The sequence below is a fragment of the Candidatus Baltobacteraceae bacterium genome, assembly GCA_036488875.1.
Classification (GTDB): domain Bacteria; phylum Vulcanimicrobiota; class Vulcanimicrobiia; order Vulcanimicrobiales; family Vulcanimicrobiaceae; genus JAFAHZ01.
Map to the genome: position 1 here is coordinate 23,379 of DASXGW010000008.1, position 17,145 is coordinate 40,523.

Genomic DNA, 17,145 nt, shown 5'->3' on the forward strand with positions numbered 1-17,145 from the left:
CCGTGGGGAAATGCGAGAAGGAAACGAATCGTTGTATCTCCCATGCGCAATTTAGCGCCCTTGCGTTGGCTAACGCTCCTCGCGCTATCGGCGATTGCCGCTTGCTCTGCGCGTACTTCCTCGTTTGGCGTATTGCCGAATGCGGTTCGGGTTTCGCGTGTAGAGCGTTCGGCGGCGGGATACAGTGGCGATCTTTTTGTTGCCAACGTAGGAAGAAATACCCAACGCGGCAGCGTCGCGGTTTTTGCGAACGGGGGTTCTAACCCCGTTCATCAGGTCGTGAACGGGATCGATAGACCGAGCGCAATCGCGTTCGAACTTTCCGGGGACCTCGTCGTTGCCAACTCGGCGCGAGACTCGCTAACCGTTTACGACGCGGCGACTCTCACGCTCGAGGACACGATCACGCAAGGTGTTTCGTCGCCGTCGGCGCTGGCGACGGATTTCATGGGGAACGTTTACGCCGGCAATCAGAACAGCGTGACCGTATACGCGCCGCACCAGAGCGCACCGATACGAACGATTTCCGGAGTCGTCGCGCCGCGGCGGCTCGCGTTCGATCAATACGGCTCGCTATACGTCGTCCAAAACAGCACCATTGAGGTGTATGCGCCGGGAGCCGTGAAGCCGTTTCGTACGATTCGCAAGGGCCTCAACGATCCGCGTTGGACCGTATTCGCTTCGGATGGCAGTTTGGTCGTCGCTAATGCGGGCGGCACCAGTGGAAAAGGATCGATCGCGATATATCCGCCGTACGCCAACGTACCCAAGCTGCGTATTACCGCGGGAATCGACGTGCCGGTGCGCGTCGTCTTCGATTCGTCGGGAAACATGTACGTTGCCAACGACGGCGACGGAACCGGATCGGTCACGGTTTTCGCGAAGGGCGGCGTACGACCGCTCCGCACCATCAGGGCCGGTATAAATCACCCAAGCGCGCTCGACTTTGCTTTCGGGCGTCTCTACGTAGCAAATGCTCCTTCGAGCGGTGCGGGATCGCTTGTGTCTTACGTAGTCGGGTCGTCGCAGCCCGCGCAAACGATTACCACCGGCGTCAACGTTCCGTCGACGATGCGCGCGCCGGGTAAAGCGGTTAAGCAGTATCTCTTTGTCTCAAACGTCGCGAAGAATTCGGTCACGATCTATCCGATTGGAACCGGTAACCTCGTGCGCACGATTTCCTCCCAGATCTCCAAACTGAATTCGATGTTGGTGGACGGATGGGGAAATCTCGACGTGCTGGGAGCCGCAGGAGTGAGCGTCTACGCAGCGGGCGGCCTCACGCCTTTGACCGATCTTTCCGGCACGAACGACGTTTCCGCAATTGCGCTGGATTCGAACGGGTCGCTCTACGTTTCGCACGAGGGCGGCGGAACGGCGAACTATCCCGGATCCATCGGAATCTATCCGCCCGGTTCGACCAGTCCAGTGCGCACCATCGCGGGTTCGAGCACGTCGGAAATCCATATGCCGGTAGCGCTCGCAGTCGACGCTACCGGCAACCTTTACGTCGGAAACCTCGCCGACGGATTTCGTTCTTCTTCGGATTATCCAGGGAACTACGTAACGATGTTTACCCCCGGAAGCAGTACGCCGTCGAACGTCATTGGGGTGAACGCACCCGAGCGCCTCGCTGTCGACGGATCGGGAAATCTGTTTGTAGGCAGCGCTAAGTCGTATTTTACAAGCTACGGGCCGGCGACGATCTTCGAATATGCGCCCGGGAGCAGTAAGCTGTTGCGGCAGATCGCGCTTAGCGCGCCGACATCAGCGTTTGTGCTTGACGGCGCGGGAAATCTCTACGTTGCCAACGAGAGCACGAACGCCGTCGACGTGTACGCGCCGGGCGCGACGACGCCGGGGCGATCCATCGTGCGGGGCGTCGGCGCACCGTCAGCCCTGCTATTCGATCCGGTGGGAAATCTCTACGTAGCGAACTCCTCGTTAAACACGGTGACCATGTATGCACCGGGGTCGAGTACTCCGTCGTTGACGATTCACAGCGGAGTCGACGCGCCAAACGCGCTCGCCTTGGGAGGTTCGTAGTGCGTTTCGTCACTGCGGGCTGTCTCGCGCTCGTCATCGCCGGCTGCGGTGCGCGTTCGCAGCCGGCTCAGCCGTTGCCCGTTCCGGCTGCAGACGCAAAAAGTTCGGATGCGCAGTCGCTCTATCTCGAAAACTACGGCTCAAATAGGATTGAGGTATACGCACTTGGCGCGACGACCGTAAAATACGAAATCGTTGGGCCGGCCGGATGTGCGTTTGTGGGACCGCTCGCGTTTACCGTGACCGGATGGCTCGTCGCAGAGTGTGGGCACGCGATAATCGAGATACCGCCAGGCACGACAAAAGCGAAGAGAATCATCACGGACGGCGTGCCGCCCGACTTCGTGGCAATGAGCGTCGATGCGTCGGATAATCTCTATGTCGCGGGAGAGAACTACACATCAACCTTCACCGGCATCATCGAATATTCGCCTTGGAGCTCCGTACCGATCCGAACCATCGCCCTCGGGTTCAACCCCTATTCACTTGTAACGGACGCCGGCGGAAGCATCTTCTTAGCGCATGAGCCTGGGGCGGCGGCCAAACAGCCCGGTATCGCGATCTACCCACCCGGAACGTCCGTGACTCAGGTGCGCGAAGTTCCATTTCCTTTCCCACCAACGTCGATGACACGGGACGCTAAAGGCTCGGTCTACGTCGGCGGCTACACGGGCACGTGGCCGACGCTGTCGGCCCAGATCGTCGCGTACGCTCCGGGGTTGACGACGAAACTGCGCACGATCGTCGGGCCGCCGAAATTGGGTCTGAGCGATCTTCGCGTCGATTCCGCCGGGCGGATGTATGCGCTCTACTTCGGCCGTCCCCAATACGTGCTTCACCACCCCGGAACGCCGGTGTACAACATCGACGTGTACGAAGCCGGCGCGACGAGACCGTCGCGCGTGATCCATGAAGGGTTGCAGAACCCCCGCATGATCGCAGTCGACGATCGCGGTTACATCTATGCTCTAAACATCGGTCCGCACGAGAACCATCCGGCACGCTACGTGAATCCGTCGATTGCCGTCTACGCCCCCGGAGGTTCCGTGCCTGTGAGCACCATTACGGAAGGCGTAACGTCGGCCACGGCTATAGCCGTCGGCCCGTAAACCCTCGGGGCACCGACGACGTTAGGGAGCGATGGCGAGGGCCACGGGCTGCCGGATCTGAGATGAGATCGTCAGCATCGGCGTGGTTTTGCCGGGGCCGTAGACCGTGACGTTGCTGAACGCACCGTTGACGACGAACAGATTTCCCGTACCGTCGACCGCTAATGCGAGCGGGTTCCCGACGCCGCGCGAAATCGTTTGCGAAAGCGCCAGATTCTTCAGATTATAAACGGTTACGGTCGACTGCGTTTGAGTGACGCCCCAGTTCGCCACGTACAGCGTATTCTGGAAACGGGCGAGCGTGCTGGGGAAGTCGATGCCCGCGGTAATTTGCTTCGTAGGTGTCGTCGCGGTCGGCGCGTACACCGTTACGTTGGTGTTGTTGACGCAGTAGAGAATGTCGTTGCCGTCGACGGTGATGCCGAGGGGACCATTGTGCGTGTGCACCGTGCGGCCGGCGGTTATGCTGTGGGGTTCGAACACGAGGATCTCGTTGAGGCCGGGATTCCCGACGTACAGACGGTCGAGCCGATCGAAGGTGAGCGCGTGCGGATCGACGTGGACGATCGTGAGCATCGGCGCAGTCTTGTTGGGCGCGTAGATCGTGACGGTGCCGTTGCCCTTGTTACCGACGTAGAGGTTGCCCTGTCGATCGAACGCCAGTGCTCGCGGCTGCGAGATCCCAGTTCTCATCGTCCGCAGCACGGTCGTGCTGTCGGCTTTAATGACGCTCACCGTCGAGTTGCCGCGATTGGCTACGTAGAGATTGCGCTCTGCATCGACCGCCAATGCAGCGGGCGCGTTCAAGCCGGCGGCGATCCTTCGAAGCAGCTTACCGTTGGCAGCGTACACCGTGACCGCCGTATGATTGGCGACGAAGATCTCTTCGGAAGAAGCGGCCGCGCGCGTAACGGGCGACGGATTCACCGGTGCCGGCATGCCGGCGCCCGAACAGCCCGCGAGCGCGAGCAGTGCGGCTTGGATGGCGGCGAGCGTGCGAAGCCGGTTCACGGACCCAGCGCGAGCGCAACCGGCAGATCGATACCGGTGCGAATCTTGAGCTTCGGCGAAGCGGCGCCCGGCGCATAGACGGCGACCATCTTGCGATTGGCGACGTAAAGCGCGCCGGAGCCGTCGAAAAGCAGCGCCGTCGGGGCGGTTATTCCCGAGCTGATCGTGCGCAGCGGCTTCGACGCTCCAGGCGCGTACACGGTAACCGTACTCGCGACGTTATTTGCGACGTAGAGGTTGCCCGACGCATCGAGACGCACGGCCACGGGGCCGCTTATACCGTTCTTGATCTCGCGCTGCGGTTTGGTCGCGCCGTTAGAGTAGACTGCGACGACGTTGAGATTCGTATCGGCAACGTACAGAGTATCCTTTGCATCGAGCGCCAACGACTGCGGATCGCTGACACCGACGGCGATCTTCGCTACGATGCCGGTGCTCCCGTGAGCAAAGACCACGACGCGCGAACCGACTCCGCCGTATGGTCCGGAACTGCGACCGACGTAAACGTCGTCGGCGGTATCGAACGCGACGGAGATCGGATAGAAGCTCTTGAGTGCGCGCAGCAGCGTGCTCGAGCCCGGGGCATACACGCCGACGCTGAAGTATCCGTTAGCGACGTAGAGATTGTCGGCCGAATCGACCGCAAGCGTACGCGGCACGCTTACTTTCTGCGTAATGGTGCGCGACGGCATCGTCGCTCCCGCCGGATACACGGGCACGCTGCCCTTACCGGCATCGTTAGCGACGTAGAGCGTTCCCGACGAATCGAACACCAGCGCCGACGGTCTAACTCCCACGATCTTTCGCAGAACCGAACCGCTGCCCGGCGCGTAGACCGTCACCGTCGAAGCGTTGGCCACGTAGAGATTGTTAAACGACGCGCTATGGCGAATTAAGGACGGGGCGGTCGCGCGCAGCGAGGGCATAGCTGGGAAGATCTGCTGCGCGGGCAAACCGGAACAGCCGGTCGCCGAAACGAGAGCCGCTGCTAAAAATGGATATCGACCCGTTCGCAAACGAAAAGCCGGCAGTCCCATGTCTACCGGCGTTTCGCATTCGCGCAAACACTACTGCACGAACCGGTTCTAAAGTCCCAATCTATGCGTGACTTTTAATCGACGCCTAACCCTTACTTACCGCTGCCCGGCGATCCGCGTTCCGCCACGAAGTCGTAAAGATGTCCGCGGTAGTCAGCGGTTCCGGAAATCGTATCGTCGGCCGAGATCGTGCCCTGGAACGACATCGAGCCTCCGATCTGCAGCGCAACGTGACCGTCTTGACGGTCGATCGTTCCGGTCACCGCAACGATGCGGTCGTTGAGCGGATCGGGCATGGCCGACATTCCGGTATACGTACCGTCGATGGAATCGTCGTGAATGTTGAGCCGCATCGATCCGAGATGTGGCATACCGGCAGGCCCGATAGCCGTCTGGAACGCGGCGACGTAAGCGAGGTTTGCACCCGATCCTCCGTACTGCGCTGCCGCCCAAGCGGGGGTCGTTACTCCGCCGAGCGCGGCAAACGCGAACGCGAGTGCGAAGGCGGGTGGAAGATTTCGTTTCATGACTCATATTATGATTCCGCCGCCTTTGACAACTCTGTGAGTTCGGCGGCCGCAGGTGATTCGGACTATCGTCGACGCATATGTCGGCCTTGGAGCGTAAAGAGTTTTCCGCTGCATTTCGCGAGTTCGTTCGTCAAAACGTCGCCTCGGTAGAGCAAGTAGACGTCCTCTTGCTGCTGCAGAGCGATCTGGCGCGCTGCTGGACGATTGCCGAACTGAGCACGGCGCTGTCGAGTTCGCACACCTCGATCGCGCGCCGGCTCGCGATTTTGTGCGCGCGCGGGCTGGTAGTGCGCGAGGACTCGGGTCAATTCCGATACGTTTCCGACGTCGCGCACGATGTGCTGGTGAGCGAGCTTCGGGGCGAGTACGCGTCGCGCCCAACCAGCGTCATCGGGCTCATTTACTCCAAGCGAACGTCCGCGCTCGAGAGCTTTTCGGACGCTTTCCTGTTAGGTGGTGACGACCGTGACCGCTAGCATCGTCTACATTCTTTGCATGCTCACAAGCGCCGCGTGCGCCGTGCTGCTCGCCCGCGCCTACGTTCGGTCGCGCGAACGCCTGCTGTTTTGGAGTTCGCTCTGCTTTGCCGGCTTGTGCGCCAACAATGCGATGCTTTTTATCGACGTCGTGCTGTTGCCTCAGGTCGATCTTTCCATCTGGCGTCTCGTGCCGGCGCTGCTGGGAATCGCCGCGCTCTGTTACGGTCTCATCATGGAGGCGGAGTAGTCGTGTACGGCCTCATATCCGGGGCGATCATGTTCGGCAGCTTTGTTGCCTCGTTGTTCTTCTATCGCTTCTGGCGCCGGACGCTCGACCGTCTCTTCGTATGGTTCGCCGTCGCCTTCCTGATACTCGGCGTGGAACGCCTGGTGCTCGCGATCACGCACGCGAGCGAGATCTCGTCGCCCGCGATCTATATCATGCGCCTGATCGCGTTTGGCCTGATCATCGCGGCCATCGTCGACAAGAACCGCCAGCGACCCTAAACCGAGGCCAACACTTCGCCGGCTCGAAGCCTCTATTACCGTGAAGATGGCTGACCGACAAGAGATCGCTCCCGCCGCCATCGAGGCGGCGCGTGCCGGACGTCCGGGTGCCGCGGATCGTCTCGTCGCCGAGGCGTGGCCGCACGCCTATCGGATCGCCTATGGGCTGCTGCGCGACCGCGATCTCGCGCAGGACGCCGCACAAGAGGCGTGTGCCGCGATCTTTACGCGGATCTCGCAGCTCCGTACGGCCGAAGCCTTTCGCGTTTGGCTCTATCGCATCGTCGTGCGCGAAGCGGCCCGGCTCGAACGCAAACGCGCGCTGTCCCACGTTTTGGGATTCGCTCCCGCGAGCGTCGACGACATCGCCGTCTCGACCCTGCGCGCAGATCTGCGATCCGCTCTCGGCAAACTCGCGCGACTGCAGCGGGCGGTCATCGTGCTTCGTTATTACGCCGGAATGAACAGCACCGAGATCGCCGCGGTGCTCGCGATTCCGGCCGGATCGGTGCGCTTTCATCTGGTCGAGGCGCGCCGCGCGCTCGAGCGGCTTCTCGACGAGCCGCGGTCGTCATCGCGCTTCTTGGAGGTGGCTCGTGTCGTTTGATCTGCGTCTGGCGCTCGGCGAGACCTTCGACGTCCCGGTGCCGCCCGTACCGGTCGCCGCGATTCGCGTACGTTCCGCCGCCGCGGCCACGCGCGAGACGACGCGTTGGCGGATGCTCGTCGCCGCGATTGCCTTGACGTCGGCCTTTACCCTGACGCTTGCGTGCGAACGATACGCTCCGGCACACGCGCGCGCTCCCATCGTCTCGGCGACTCCGTCGCCTCTCGTCACCTAACACCGTGCCTCCGTGGGTTCTCTTAGCCGGCATCGCGACGATCGCCGGGCTGGATCTCATTGCGCTCTCGGGCGGCGCGCTGACGATTCCGGCGCTCGTTGCGATCTTCGCGCTGCTCGTCGCCGGCATACATCGCCTGGAAAGCGCGCGCCTCCCACGCGTCGAGACGGCCGATTGGCCGGAGGAATCGACGCCAATGGTTTGGCCGCTCGATTACGCGATCGCCGGCGCGATCGGTGCCGGCAACTTCGCCTTGTCGTTTATCGGGTATTGGCGGCCCGACGGAGCCTCGTGCTGGACGCTCGGGCGGCTATCGCATTGCGGCATCTTTGACGAGCTCTACTTCGCGCGGGCCGGAGAAGAGTATCTGCTCAATCTCCGCATTTACGAGAACACGCATCCGCCGCTCTCCAAGCTGCTCGTCACGCTGTCGATGCTGCTCTTCGGCGGGATGCCCGGCGGCGACAACCCGCACGGCTGGCGTTTCCTCGACGTCGTCTTCGGCGCGCTGGCCGTGGTCGTGCTGTACGCATTTGCCAAGCGCGTTACCGGATCGACGCTCTTCGCTTCGATCGCGGCGATCCTGCTGTCACTCGACGGCATGCATTTCGTGCAGTCGCGCATCGCGACGCCCGAAGGCTTCGCCGTCGTCTTTGCGACGTTCGCGACCTATGCGTTCTACCGCTTCGTGATGGAGGTACAGGCCGGCGGTGCATCGCGACTGTGGCTGGTGCTCTTTTCGATCGCACTCGGTTGCCTCGTGAGCACCAAGTGGTACGGGGTCATGGGCTTCGGCGTAAGCTTCGTCGTTCTCGCCGGGCTCTATTTGCGCCGCCCGCATAGTTTTCGGCTCGCCCGTACCCTTGCTGCCATCGTTTGCGTCAGCGCCGCCGTCTACACGTTTTCGTGGGTGCCGGATCTGGTCAGGAACTCGCCGGATCCCAATGAGATCCACAGCTTCGGCGACGTCCTTAACCGGCAGAAGCAGATGTTCGACTACCACGACACCTTGCGCGCCACGCATCCGTACTCGTCGAAATGGTGGGAATGGCCGCTCGACGACGTTCCGGTCGCCTATTTCTACGACGACCGCCGCACGAACAAACAAGACCCTAACGGCTGCTGCGTACTCGAGATTACGTCGCTGCCGAATCCGGTCGTCCTCTGGTTTGGGCTGTTCTCGGTACCGTTCGTAGGGTGGCTAGCAATTGCTCGACGAAACATCGGCTGTTCCCTCATCGTGTTGACGTATCTCATGCAATGGCTGCCGTGGATGGGATCGCCGCGCATTACGTTCGCCTATCATTTTTATGACGACATTCCATTGATTTGCTTGTGCAACGCGATCGCGCTGCAGAACGTGCGACGGCTTTCCGGCCTCGTTTCGGCGGCCTATGTCGCTCTGGCCGGCATCGCGTTCGTCTTTTTCTATCCCATCCTCTCGGCCCATGCGGTCACCTGGAACGCCTGGCACGCGCGCATGTGGCTTCCGACGTGGATTATCGGCCCCGGCTGACGCTGTGCGCGCGCTCGCGATCGATGAGCGCGCGCTTGCGCTCTAAGCCCCAGCGATAGCCGCCGAGCTCGCCGGTACCGCGAATGACGCGATGACACGGAATCACCACCGCGACGGGATTGCTCGCGCACGCTCCGGCCACGGCGCGCGCGCCGTTGGGCGAACCGATCGCATCGGCAACCTCGGCGTACGATTGCACTTCGCCATACGGAATCGACTGCAGATATTTCCAGACGCGCATTTGAAATGCGGTCGCGCGAATGTCCAACGGCAAGTCGAGGTGCGGCTGATCGCCGGCGACGTGGCGCGCGATGGCTTGGACCCACTGCGCGAACGCGGGGTGCGGTGGCGTTTGCATCGGGGTGACGTCGGCGTTGCGATACTCCGCGCGCAGCCGTTCGATCAGCTCGTCTTCGGAGTCGCCGAACTGCACGAAGCAAATCCCGCGATCCGTCGCGCCGATCATCATGAGACCGGCCGGCGTCCGCAACGGCGCGTACGAGATAGCAACGCCTTCACCGGCCCGCCGGTACTGCGCCGGCGTCATGCCCAACCGGGAGATCGCCTGCTCGTAGACGCGGCTCGCCGAACCGTAGCCCGCATCGTAGACTGCCGCGTCGACGGGTTTAGCTTGCGCCAAGCCCCGCTTGAGTTCGGCGAATCGTATCCCGGCGAGATATTGTTTGGGGGTGACGCCGACGACGGCTTTGAAGCTGCGGGCGAAGTGATAGCGGCTCATCGCAGCCATCGAGGCAAGCCGGTCGAGGGTGAGGGGTTCCTCGCTGTGGGTCTCGATGTACCGGCAAATTTTCCTGATCCGCTCAGGAACTGACGAGGGTGTCTGCTGTACCATGGGTATCACTCTAACGGCCGGCAAGCGGGCCAGCCATCCGAAAGTTGCCGCCGGTTGGGGTCGCCAGGCCCGACCGGGACGTTAGAAGAAAGCGTAACTTCTTCCCTTATGAGGCGATTGCTCGGGATATTTGCCCTTTTGAGCCTGCTCTACGGCTGTAGCGGTGCGGGGTATCTCCCCTATGCGCCGCACGCGCTCGATCCGTCCCAGATCCACGGTCTGGTCGCCGGCGCCTCTGAGTCCAACGGCGTTCCCGAGGGCCTGGTCCACGCCGTCCTGATGGCGGAATCGGCCGGGGATCCGTCGGCGGTGAGCACGGCCGGAGCGCAGGGGCTCATGCAGCTCATGCCCGGGACCTCTGCGGGGTGCGGCATCGCCAATCCGTTCGACCCGGTCGAGAACGTTCAGTGCGGCGCGGGATATCTGGGCGCCATGCTCCGCCGGTACCATAACAACGTCACGCTAGCGGTCGCCGCCTACAACGCCGGTCCTGGCGCGGTGGACCGTTACCACGGCGTTCCGCCGTACGCCGAAACTCGTGCGTACGTCACCCGCGTGTTGACGGCGTACCGAGACTACTAACTCCTTCGCTTTAATGGCGACGCTCACACACCGGCAGCCGCTTCCTCGCGTCCGCGCTGCTCTACCGCGCTTGCCCATTCTCGACGCCTATCTGCTGCGCGAAATGCTCGGCCCGTTTCTCTTTGCGTTTTCGGCGTTCTTGCTGTTCTGGGCGTTGAACATCTTCTTTCTCGCGGCCGACTACATCATCAACCAGCACGCGCCGTTCTTCCTCGTGCTGCGATTCGTCATCTTTCGCGTTCCGCAGGCCATTCCGATGGCGTTTCCGTTCGCGTGCTTGTTCGCCGCGCTGCTGGCGATGGGTCGTGTGATGGGCGACAACGAGGTCACGGCGATGCGAACCGCGGGCATTTCGGTCGTGCGCATCGCGATCGCGCCACTGGTCTTCGGCTTTGTGATGTTTTTGATCGCCTACGGAATGAACGAGTGGATTGCGCCCGCTTCGGTGGATCTCTCGACGCGCACGTTCTATCAAATCATCTACCATACCGACGCGCTTCCCGTGGAGCCGCAGTTTTTCCGCAAGGATCAGGATACCGGCAACGTCTTCTACGTCACGCAGGTCGGTACCGACAACCGCACGATGGAAGACGTGCAGATTTTCAAGCCGGCGCGCTACGGCCCGTGGAACGAGACGCTGCAGGCGAAAACCGCGTCGGTCAGAGGGAACTCGCTAGTCCTGCACGACGTCATCGATACGCGTTACAACAACGACGGCTATTTGACCAACCAACAGCGCGTCAAGGAAATCTCCATCGGTTTGCCGATGGGAGAGACGGTGTCGCAGTTCGTCAGCAACGTCAACAACGATCCATGGACGATGAGCAGCAAGTCGCTGCGCCAGCAGGTCAACGCGCTCGAGACGCAGGGAATCGGCGGCACCGCGCTGGGCAACTTGCAGCTCAATCTCGCCGACAAGCTCGCGTGGCCGTTCGCCTGCTTCATCGGCGTCGTCTTGGCGCTCCCCTTAGCATTGCGTTTCGGCAAACGCGGCCGGACGCTCGGCATCGCGATGGCCATCATCGCGTTCTTCGTCTATTACCTCATGACGTCGGCGGCGGCGGCCTTCGGTCGCAACGGCGCGATCAACCCGTACCTCGCGGCCTGGTTGCCAAATGCCCTCATGGGAATCGTGGGTGTGACCTTGCTCAGGCTGGAAGAGCGCTGAGCCGGTGTTTCTTTCGCGCAAGGGAAGTCGCGGCGTCGCCGCGATCGCATCGTTCGTTGCGCTGCTAAACGCCGTACCGGCGTGGGGATCGGCGCCGACCGGCGCCGACGGTAATGCAGCGACCGCGCTCATGCTTTTCAACCGCCAAACGTGCGCGCAGCGCTATTCGGGCGGCAGCCAACAACAAGTCGCGCAAGTCACGCCGAGTCCGTCGCCATCGGCGAGTCCCGTTTCGACGCCGGGTTTACCCAATACGATTCCCGGCACCGGAAACGGAACGTACCAGCTGTACGCGACACCGCGGCCGCGGCCGGGGTCCACGGCCATAGTGAGCCCGCCGCCGGTCCCGACGCCGACACCCGGTCCGACCGGATCGGGGCCTCCAATCTTCCTCGAGCGCGGCGGCGAAACGCCGCCGCCGATCGCGCCGGCCGGACACGCGACGCCCACGCCGACGCCCGTGCCGACCGGCGTGCCGACGTTGCCGCCCGGATACGTCGCGGTGATCTCAGATCGTGTCGAAGGCGGAACGAAGAAAGGTCAGCCCTCGGATGCCATCGGCAACGTTCACATCTACTATCGCGACGAAGAACTCGTCGGCGAACGCGCGCACTTCGACGGCAACCGGACGATCACGCTGACCGGTCATCCGTTCTTAGTCAACCACACGCACGACTCGATCCTCACCGCCGACGAAATCTCGTTCGACACGATCGCCGAGACGGCCAAGCTGATTCACGGCAACGGCGAAAGCGCCGAAGGCGTTCAGATCGGCTTCATCCACTTCCACGCGACCGACTTGCACACCGATAACGACGGCAGCGCGCACGGCATCGATCCCTATTTGACGACGTGCGAAAATCCGCGCGGCGGCTATCACGTCACTGGAAAAACGATCGACGTGATTCCCGGCGACAGGATCGTCATCACGAAGGCGGTCCTGTGGCTCGGCGCCGCAGCCGTCTTCTATCTTCCCAAGCTCATCATACCGTTGCGCACCGTGACGGATCAGCGCCAGCGCCCCCAATGGTTCCCCGAGGTCGGATACGACCAGTACGAAGGCGCCTGGATCAAGATCAAACTCCCGTTTGGTAAAGATCAATACTATTACGGCTATTACATCCTGAACTATTTCACGAAGGCGGGGCTCGGATTAGGTTACGTCGGCTTCTACGCCGCCCACAGCGGCCGGCGCAGTGTCAGCATCAACATCTACGAGCAAAACGACCCGATCGAGGGCGGCCGCACGTACAACGCCGCGCTGCAAGAGCAAGAGAACTTCACCCAGCATTTGCGCGGCAACTTCCAGTTCGCGTATCAGTCGAACTACGGGGCACTGACGAACATTCCGCCCAACGAAACCCTCACCGGCGCGATCGTCCATCAGACCGATCGCGCGTCGCAAAACTACTCCTTCAGCCGCAACTCAGTTGGAACGCAGTCGAGCAGCGACACGTTCACGTTCACCGACACGCGCCAGTTCAACCAGTTCTTGAACCAGGCGGTCAGTCTGAATATCTCCGATTCGGCGACGAACTACATCTCGTCGACGTTCACGCACACGACCGAGTTCGACTACTTGATGCATTACACGACGACCGGCGCCGACTACCAGGTGGAGTACAATAAGACGTATACCGATCAGGGATTCGGCATCAACAAGGTCCCCGAATTCCAAGTCCGGCCGTACGACTTTTTCCAGCATTTCGTCGTTCCGCTGTCGGCGCAGCTGACGTTCGGCGAATACAGCGAACCGTCGTCGCCGGACGTCGATACGACCAGCCTCGCCACGTGGCGCACCGACGCGGGAGTCGTACTCGGTCCGGCTTTGGCCAAAGTCTTCGGCAGCGATTTCCAAGCGACGGTCAACGTCGACCAATACGCGTACGGTACGGGCGACCTCAAAGCCGCCGTCCAGCAGGAGATGTCGCTGACCACGCCCATCGGGTCGCACATCGTCAACTCGCTGACGTACAACGAGGCCAACTACAACGGTCCGGCGCTGGTGCCGTTTCAATATCTCGACCAGCAGCCGACGCAGAACACCCACAACGCGCAGGACCTGATACGCCTATTCAACGACGACGTCTATAGCGTCGCGTTAGGCTGGTCGACGAACTTCCCGCTCAACATGAACGCGCAGCCGGTCAGTTATCAAATTACCGCAAAACCGTCGCAGCGCTCCGTGGTCTTGTTGTCGGGCGCCTACATTCCCGGACCGGGTCTTGGATTCGAGACGACCAACGTGCAGCTCTCGACGCCGTTCGGTCGCGACGCCGCGCTGCAATTCGTCTCGGACATCCAGTGGAAAGGCCCCGAGTTCTTCTCGAACAAGATTTTCTATTACACGCGCACGATCGGAGACTGCTATCAAGTGCGCTTACTCTATAGCGAAGCATCGCGCTCGGTCAACGTTGGATTGAGCATACTGGCGTTCCCGAACCAACAGGCGACGTTTGCGATCGGCCAACCCGGCGGAATCCTTCCGAGTACGTTTAACTACTAACGATTCTCACGAACGAGCGTTCCTCGCGCAGGATCAGCCGTTTGTTTTGGGCCATGGCAAAGTTCGCGCGCGCTTCGTCGTCGCCGCGCAACCGCTCCCGGTACCGTTCGTAAGCCGCCAGGCTGTCGAAGCCGATCAGCGCGTAGGCGACGTCGTTGCTGCCCTCGTGCGGCATGAAGTAGCCGAGTAAGCTTCCGCCGCAGCGCGGAACGATCGTCCCCCAGTTACGCGCGTATTCTTCGAACGCCGCGGTCTGAAACGGGTCGATTTGGTAGCGGATCAAGCAGGTGACGTTCACCCACGCATTGTAGCGCGCGGTCGCTTCAGGTTTGGCTGAAACGTCGTGGGCGGACGACCAGCTCGCCGCCGCAGTTAGGACAGTTACGGTCGCGTTCCCCGGCGCACGTCGCGCAAAACGTACACTCGTAAGAGCAGACGTACGCCTCATCGGCCAGGCCGAGCGGCGCGGCGCAGATTTCGCAGGCGTCCTTCATCTGCATTAGCGCCCGCCGGGAACCTCGCACGATTCGAACGCGACGTCGTAGATCCCCAGTCCGTATCCGTCGGGCGACAGGCGCAGCTCGTGTTGGCCGAATTTTGCGTTCTCGACGAGTACGTACGCACGCGGCTCGTCGACCGTCACGTACGAGTTCCCGTGATCGTCGAAACGAACGTCGGTTCCGGCGTCGGTCTTGGCGAGCGGGGCGCCGTCTTGCGTTACGCCGACGCGAATCGTTTTGCCCTGCTCGGGTTTGAGCACGGCAACGACCTCGATCGCGTGATAGCGCAGCGCCGCGTATCCGCCGGATCCACCCGAAATCGCGCCCGAATCGCTGCGATGCCAGTAACCGTTCAAATACACGTTCCCGTCGGCGTGCGAGCCGGAATCGGTATACGCAAAGTCGCGCGTCGGATCGGCGAAGTGAGGCGCGTTGGCTATACCTTGCCGGGCGATGACGACTTCGTCGGACTTCGGATAACACACCGCTCCGGGCTTGTCGTAGTTATCCTGCGGCAAGAGCGCCATGAGGTGCGGGAGCTTGAGATGCGGATCTTGTGCCAGCAACAGGGCTTGAATCTTGCTTTCGGTCTGCTGGTAGTTTCCTTCGCCGCTCGAACTTTCGACGAGCTTTCCATTTTGATCGAAGAGAAACTCGGTCGGCCACGCGTTGACGCCATACCGCTTCCAAATCGCGAAGCTGCTGTCGAGCACCACCGGCCAGGTGACCGCAAGGCGCGGAAGCGCGGCGGCGACGTTGGCGCGCTGGCCGGAAAAGCCGAACTCCGGCGAATGTACGCCGACGATCGTGAAGCCGTACGGCTTATAGCGTTTGTACCACTCTCGCAGGTACGGGAGCGTGCGCAGACAGTTGACGCAGGTGTACTCCCAGAAGTCGACCAGCGTAACCTTACCGTGCAGCTCGGCGGGACTTAGCGGCGGCCCGTTGAGCCAGCCGGCGTTGCCGTCGAACGGCAGCATCGTTTCGCCGGGTGACATCGCCAGGAGCAGTGCGAACGCCGCAGCGGCCAAACGCGCCACGCCTCAGTGTCCGATCGAACGGAGCAATCCTTTGAATCGCGCGGACTTGGCGATCGGCGCGAACCACGCCGAACTCTTCAACAGAGGCAGCGATGGCTCTCGGCACGCGACCGCGCTTTCCAAATGATCGAGCGCCTCGTCGTTACGCCCCAAACCTACCGCGACCATGGCCAAATTCCAGTACACGATGAACTCCGTCCGAACCATTTCGAGAAGCATCGTGTAAATCTCTTTTGCGCGCTCGGTTTCGCCCATGTCGCCGTACGCGCGCGCGAGAAGCGGCAGACGCAGCGCCGCATCCTCGGCGCGATCCTGCGGCAGCATGAGTAGGTCGACCACCGCGTCTGCCGGCCGGCCGCCGAGAATCAGCGCCTGCGCGCGATGGCGCCGCGCGATTGCAAACTCGGGGCCGTTTTCGATGAGATGCGAGAGATAGGCGATCGCCTTCTCGTAATCCCCGGCCTGCGTGAGGACTTTGCCCAAGAGAATTTGCAGCGCCGGTGATGACGGCTCGACGGAAAGCGCGTGCTGCGCTTCAGAGAGCGCGCGATCGCCGGCGCCGGTGCATTCGTAATACCACACCGCGTTGGTGCAGACCGGAATCGAATCTGGATTCAAGCGCACGGCCCGATCGATCTCGCGCTTGGCCTCGCGCCAATCCCACTCGCAAAAGAGCATGATGTTCGAGAGGGCCGCGTGCGCGGTGGCCGACGACGGCTCGAGATTGAGCGCGCGAACGATCGCCGCTTTGGCCTTCGGAAACGCGTACGACCCCGGCACGTACCAATACTCCGCCATGTACGAATGCGCGCGAGCCAAACCCACTAACGCCGGCGAGTAATCCGGACTGACCGCCAGCGCCGCCTCGAAATAATCGATCGACGACCGCAAGGTGTTCGCCGTGCGCCGTTCCAGCAAGTAACTGCCGCGGCTGTAGTGGCGGAACGCCTCGAAGCCGCCGCGCAGTAGCGTGCCGTCGCGCACTTCAGCGACGACCGGCGCCGGCTCGCCGGCGGTGGGATTCACCACGCTCACCGGCGAGGCAAACCGGAAGCCCTTGTTGTGCGCCGTCATGATGTAGAGACGGTCCTTGGCGCGCTCTCCTAGGATGCGGCGCAGCATGTAGACGTGCTGTGAGAGGTTCGCTTCACTCACCGGTTCGCCCGACGAGATCACTCCGGCCAGCTCCCGGCGGCTGACGACGCTGCCGTTGGCCTGGATCAGCACGAGCAAGAGCGCAAACAGCCGCTCGGGCAGCGGCACCACTTCGGAGCCGTACGTGAGCAAGCCGCGTGCCGGATCGAGCCGGAATGGCCCAAACACGTACACCCAGGACGGCTCGACCATCGATCTCACGCCTGCGTTCATCAGTGCTCTACATAATGCACGAGCCGTCGAGCGTGTGACACGCGCCGTTTC

18 protein-coding genes are annotated in these 17,145 nt (G+C 62.0%); 11 read left to right on the forward strand and 7 right to left on the reverse strand.

The window, feature by feature from the left end; translation table 11 throughout:
* Nucleotides 1-279 precede the first annotated feature (279 nt).
* Nucleotides 280-2,046, forward strand: coding sequence for a hypothetical protein (locus tag VGG89_10340; GenBank protein ID HEY1976935.1), 1,767 nt, complete (start codon nucleotides 280-282; stop codon nucleotides 2,044-2,046).
* Nucleotides 2,046-3,155 (forward strand): hypothetical protein, encoded by a 1,110-nt coding sequence (locus tag VGG89_10345; protein ID HEY1976936.1) that lies wholly within the window; start codon nucleotides 2,046-2,048, stop codon nucleotides 3,153-3,155. Before VGG89_10340 ends, VGG89_10345 begins: the two co-directional genes overlap by 1 nt.
* 21 nt (nucleotides 3,156-3,176) lie before the next feature.
* Here the strand turns inward: VGG89_10345 and VGG89_10350 are convergent, their stop codons facing one another.
* The 3 genes from VGG89_10350 to VGG89_10360 form a co-directional block, all read right to left on the reverse strand.
* The gene (locus tag VGG89_10350; GenBank protein ID HEY1976937.1) at nucleotides 3,177-4,166 is read right to left on the reverse strand and encodes a beta-propeller fold lactonase family protein; all 990 of its coding nucleotides are present in this window, start codon (nucleotides 4,164-4,166) and stop codon (nucleotides 3,177-3,179) included.
* Nucleotides 4,163-5,203, reverse strand: a complete 1,041-nt coding sequence (locus VGG89_10355; GenBank protein ID HEY1976938.1) for a hypothetical protein — start codon at nucleotides 5,201-5,203, stop codon at nucleotides 4,163-4,165. The genes VGG89_10350 and VGG89_10355 overlap by 4 nt, the downstream gene beginning before the upstream one ends.
* Before the next feature lie 92 nt (nucleotides 5,204-5,295).
* Nucleotides 5,296-5,730 carry a hypothetical protein gene (locus tag VGG89_10360; protein ID HEY1976939.1) on the reverse strand — a complete coding sequence of 145 codons (435 nt, stop codon included), beginning with the start codon at nucleotides 5,728-5,730 and terminating at the stop codon, nucleotides 5,296-5,298.
* Between the two features lie 80 nt (nucleotides 5,731-5,810).
* Here VGG89_10360 and VGG89_10365 point away from each other — a divergent pair, with 80 nt between their 5' ends.
* Genes VGG89_10365 through VGG89_10390 form a run of 6 tightly spaced genes read left to right on the forward strand, consistent with a single transcriptional unit; the run spans nucleotide 5,811 to nucleotide 9,077 of the window.
* Nucleotides 5,811-6,209 carry a hypothetical protein gene (locus VGG89_10365; GenBank protein ID HEY1976940.1) on the forward strand — a complete coding sequence of 133 codons (399 nt, stop codon included), beginning with the start codon at nucleotides 5,811-5,813 and terminating at the stop codon, nucleotides 6,207-6,209.
* A complete protein-coding gene (locus VGG89_10370) occupies nucleotides 6,199-6,459 on the forward strand; it encodes a DUF5985 family protein (protein HEY1976941.1) in 261 nt (86 codons plus the stop codon). Before VGG89_10365 ends, VGG89_10370 begins: the two co-directional genes overlap by 11 nt.
* Before the next feature lie 2 nt (nucleotides 6,460-6,461).
* Nucleotides 6,462-6,719 carry a DUF5985 family protein gene (locus VGG89_10375; GenBank protein HEY1976942.1) on the forward strand — a complete coding sequence of 86 codons (258 nt, stop codon included), beginning with the start codon at nucleotides 6,462-6,464 and terminating at the stop codon, nucleotides 6,717-6,719.
* Between the two features lie 46 nt (nucleotides 6,720-6,765).
* Nucleotides 6,766-7,326 (forward strand): sigma-70 family RNA polymerase sigma factor, encoded by a 561-nt coding sequence (locus VGG89_10380; protein ID HEY1976943.1) that lies wholly within the window; start codon nucleotides 6,766-6,768, stop codon nucleotides 7,324-7,326.
* Complete coding sequence (locus VGG89_10385; protein HEY1976944.1) at nucleotides 7,316-7,561, forward strand: hypothetical protein; 246 nt, start codon at nucleotides 7,316-7,318, stop codon at nucleotides 7,559-7,561. The genes VGG89_10380 and VGG89_10385 overlap by 11 nt, the downstream gene beginning before the upstream one ends.
* 4 nt (nucleotides 7,562-7,565) lie before the next feature.
* Nucleotides 7,566-9,077, forward strand: coding sequence for a phospholipid carrier-dependent glycosyltransferase (locus tag VGG89_10390; protein ID HEY1976945.1), 1,512 nt, complete (start codon nucleotides 7,566-7,568; stop codon nucleotides 9,075-9,077).
* Here VGG89_10390 and VGG89_10395 read toward each other — a convergent pair.
* Nucleotides 9,061-9,930, reverse strand: a complete 870-nt coding sequence (locus VGG89_10395; protein HEY1976946.1) for a methylated-DNA--[protein]-cysteine S-methyltransferase — start codon at nucleotides 9,928-9,930, stop codon at nucleotides 9,061-9,063. The two genes, VGG89_10390 and VGG89_10395, sit on opposite strands and share 17 nt — an antisense overlap.
* A 108-nt stretch (nucleotides 9,931-10,038) precedes the next feature.
* Between VGG89_10395 and VGG89_10400 the strand changes: the two genes are divergently transcribed.
* The 3 genes from VGG89_10400 to VGG89_10410 all read left to right on the forward strand — a co-directional run bounded on the left by VGG89_10400 (nucleotide 10,039) and on the right by VGG89_10410 (nucleotide 14,186).
* A complete protein-coding gene (locus VGG89_10400; GenBank protein ID HEY1976947.1) occupies nucleotides 10,039-10,512 on the forward strand; it encodes a lytic transglycosylase domain-containing protein in 474 nt (157 codons plus the stop codon).
* A 70-nt stretch (nucleotides 10,513-10,582) separates the two neighbouring features.
* A complete protein-coding gene (locus tag VGG89_10405) occupies nucleotides 10,583-11,680 on the forward strand; it encodes an LptF/LptG family permease (GenBank protein HEY1976948.1) in 1,098 nt (365 codons plus the stop codon).
* Between the two features lie 4 nt (nucleotides 11,681-11,684).
* Nucleotides 11,685-14,186 (forward strand): hypothetical protein, encoded by a 2,502-nt coding sequence (locus VGG89_10410; GenBank protein ID HEY1976949.1) that lies wholly within the window; start codon nucleotides 11,685-11,687, stop codon nucleotides 14,184-14,186.
* Here VGG89_10410 and VGG89_10415 read toward each other — a convergent pair.
* The 3 genes from VGG89_10415 to VGG89_10425 all read right to left on the reverse strand — a co-directional run bounded on the left by VGG89_10415 (nucleotide 14,176) and on the right by VGG89_10425 (nucleotide 17,073).
* Nucleotides 14,176-14,484, reverse strand: a complete 309-nt coding sequence (locus VGG89_10415) for an NIPSNAP family protein (GenBank protein ID HEY1976950.1) — start codon at nucleotides 14,482-14,484, stop codon at nucleotides 14,176-14,178. The genes VGG89_10410 and VGG89_10415 overlap by 11 nt on opposite strands.
* Before the next feature lie 201 nt (nucleotides 14,485-14,685).
* Nucleotides 14,686-15,726 carry a redoxin family protein gene (locus VGG89_10420; GenBank protein ID HEY1976951.1) on the reverse strand — a complete coding sequence of 347 codons (1,041 nt, stop codon included), beginning with the start codon at nucleotides 15,724-15,726 and terminating at the stop codon, nucleotides 14,686-14,688.
* A 3-nt stretch (nucleotides 15,727-15,729) separates the two neighbouring features.
* Nucleotides 15,730-17,073, reverse strand: coding sequence for a tetratricopeptide repeat protein (locus VGG89_10425; protein HEY1976952.1), 1,344 nt, complete (start codon nucleotides 17,071-17,073; stop codon nucleotides 15,730-15,732).
* Between the last annotated feature and the right edge of the window lie 72 nt (nucleotides 17,074-17,145).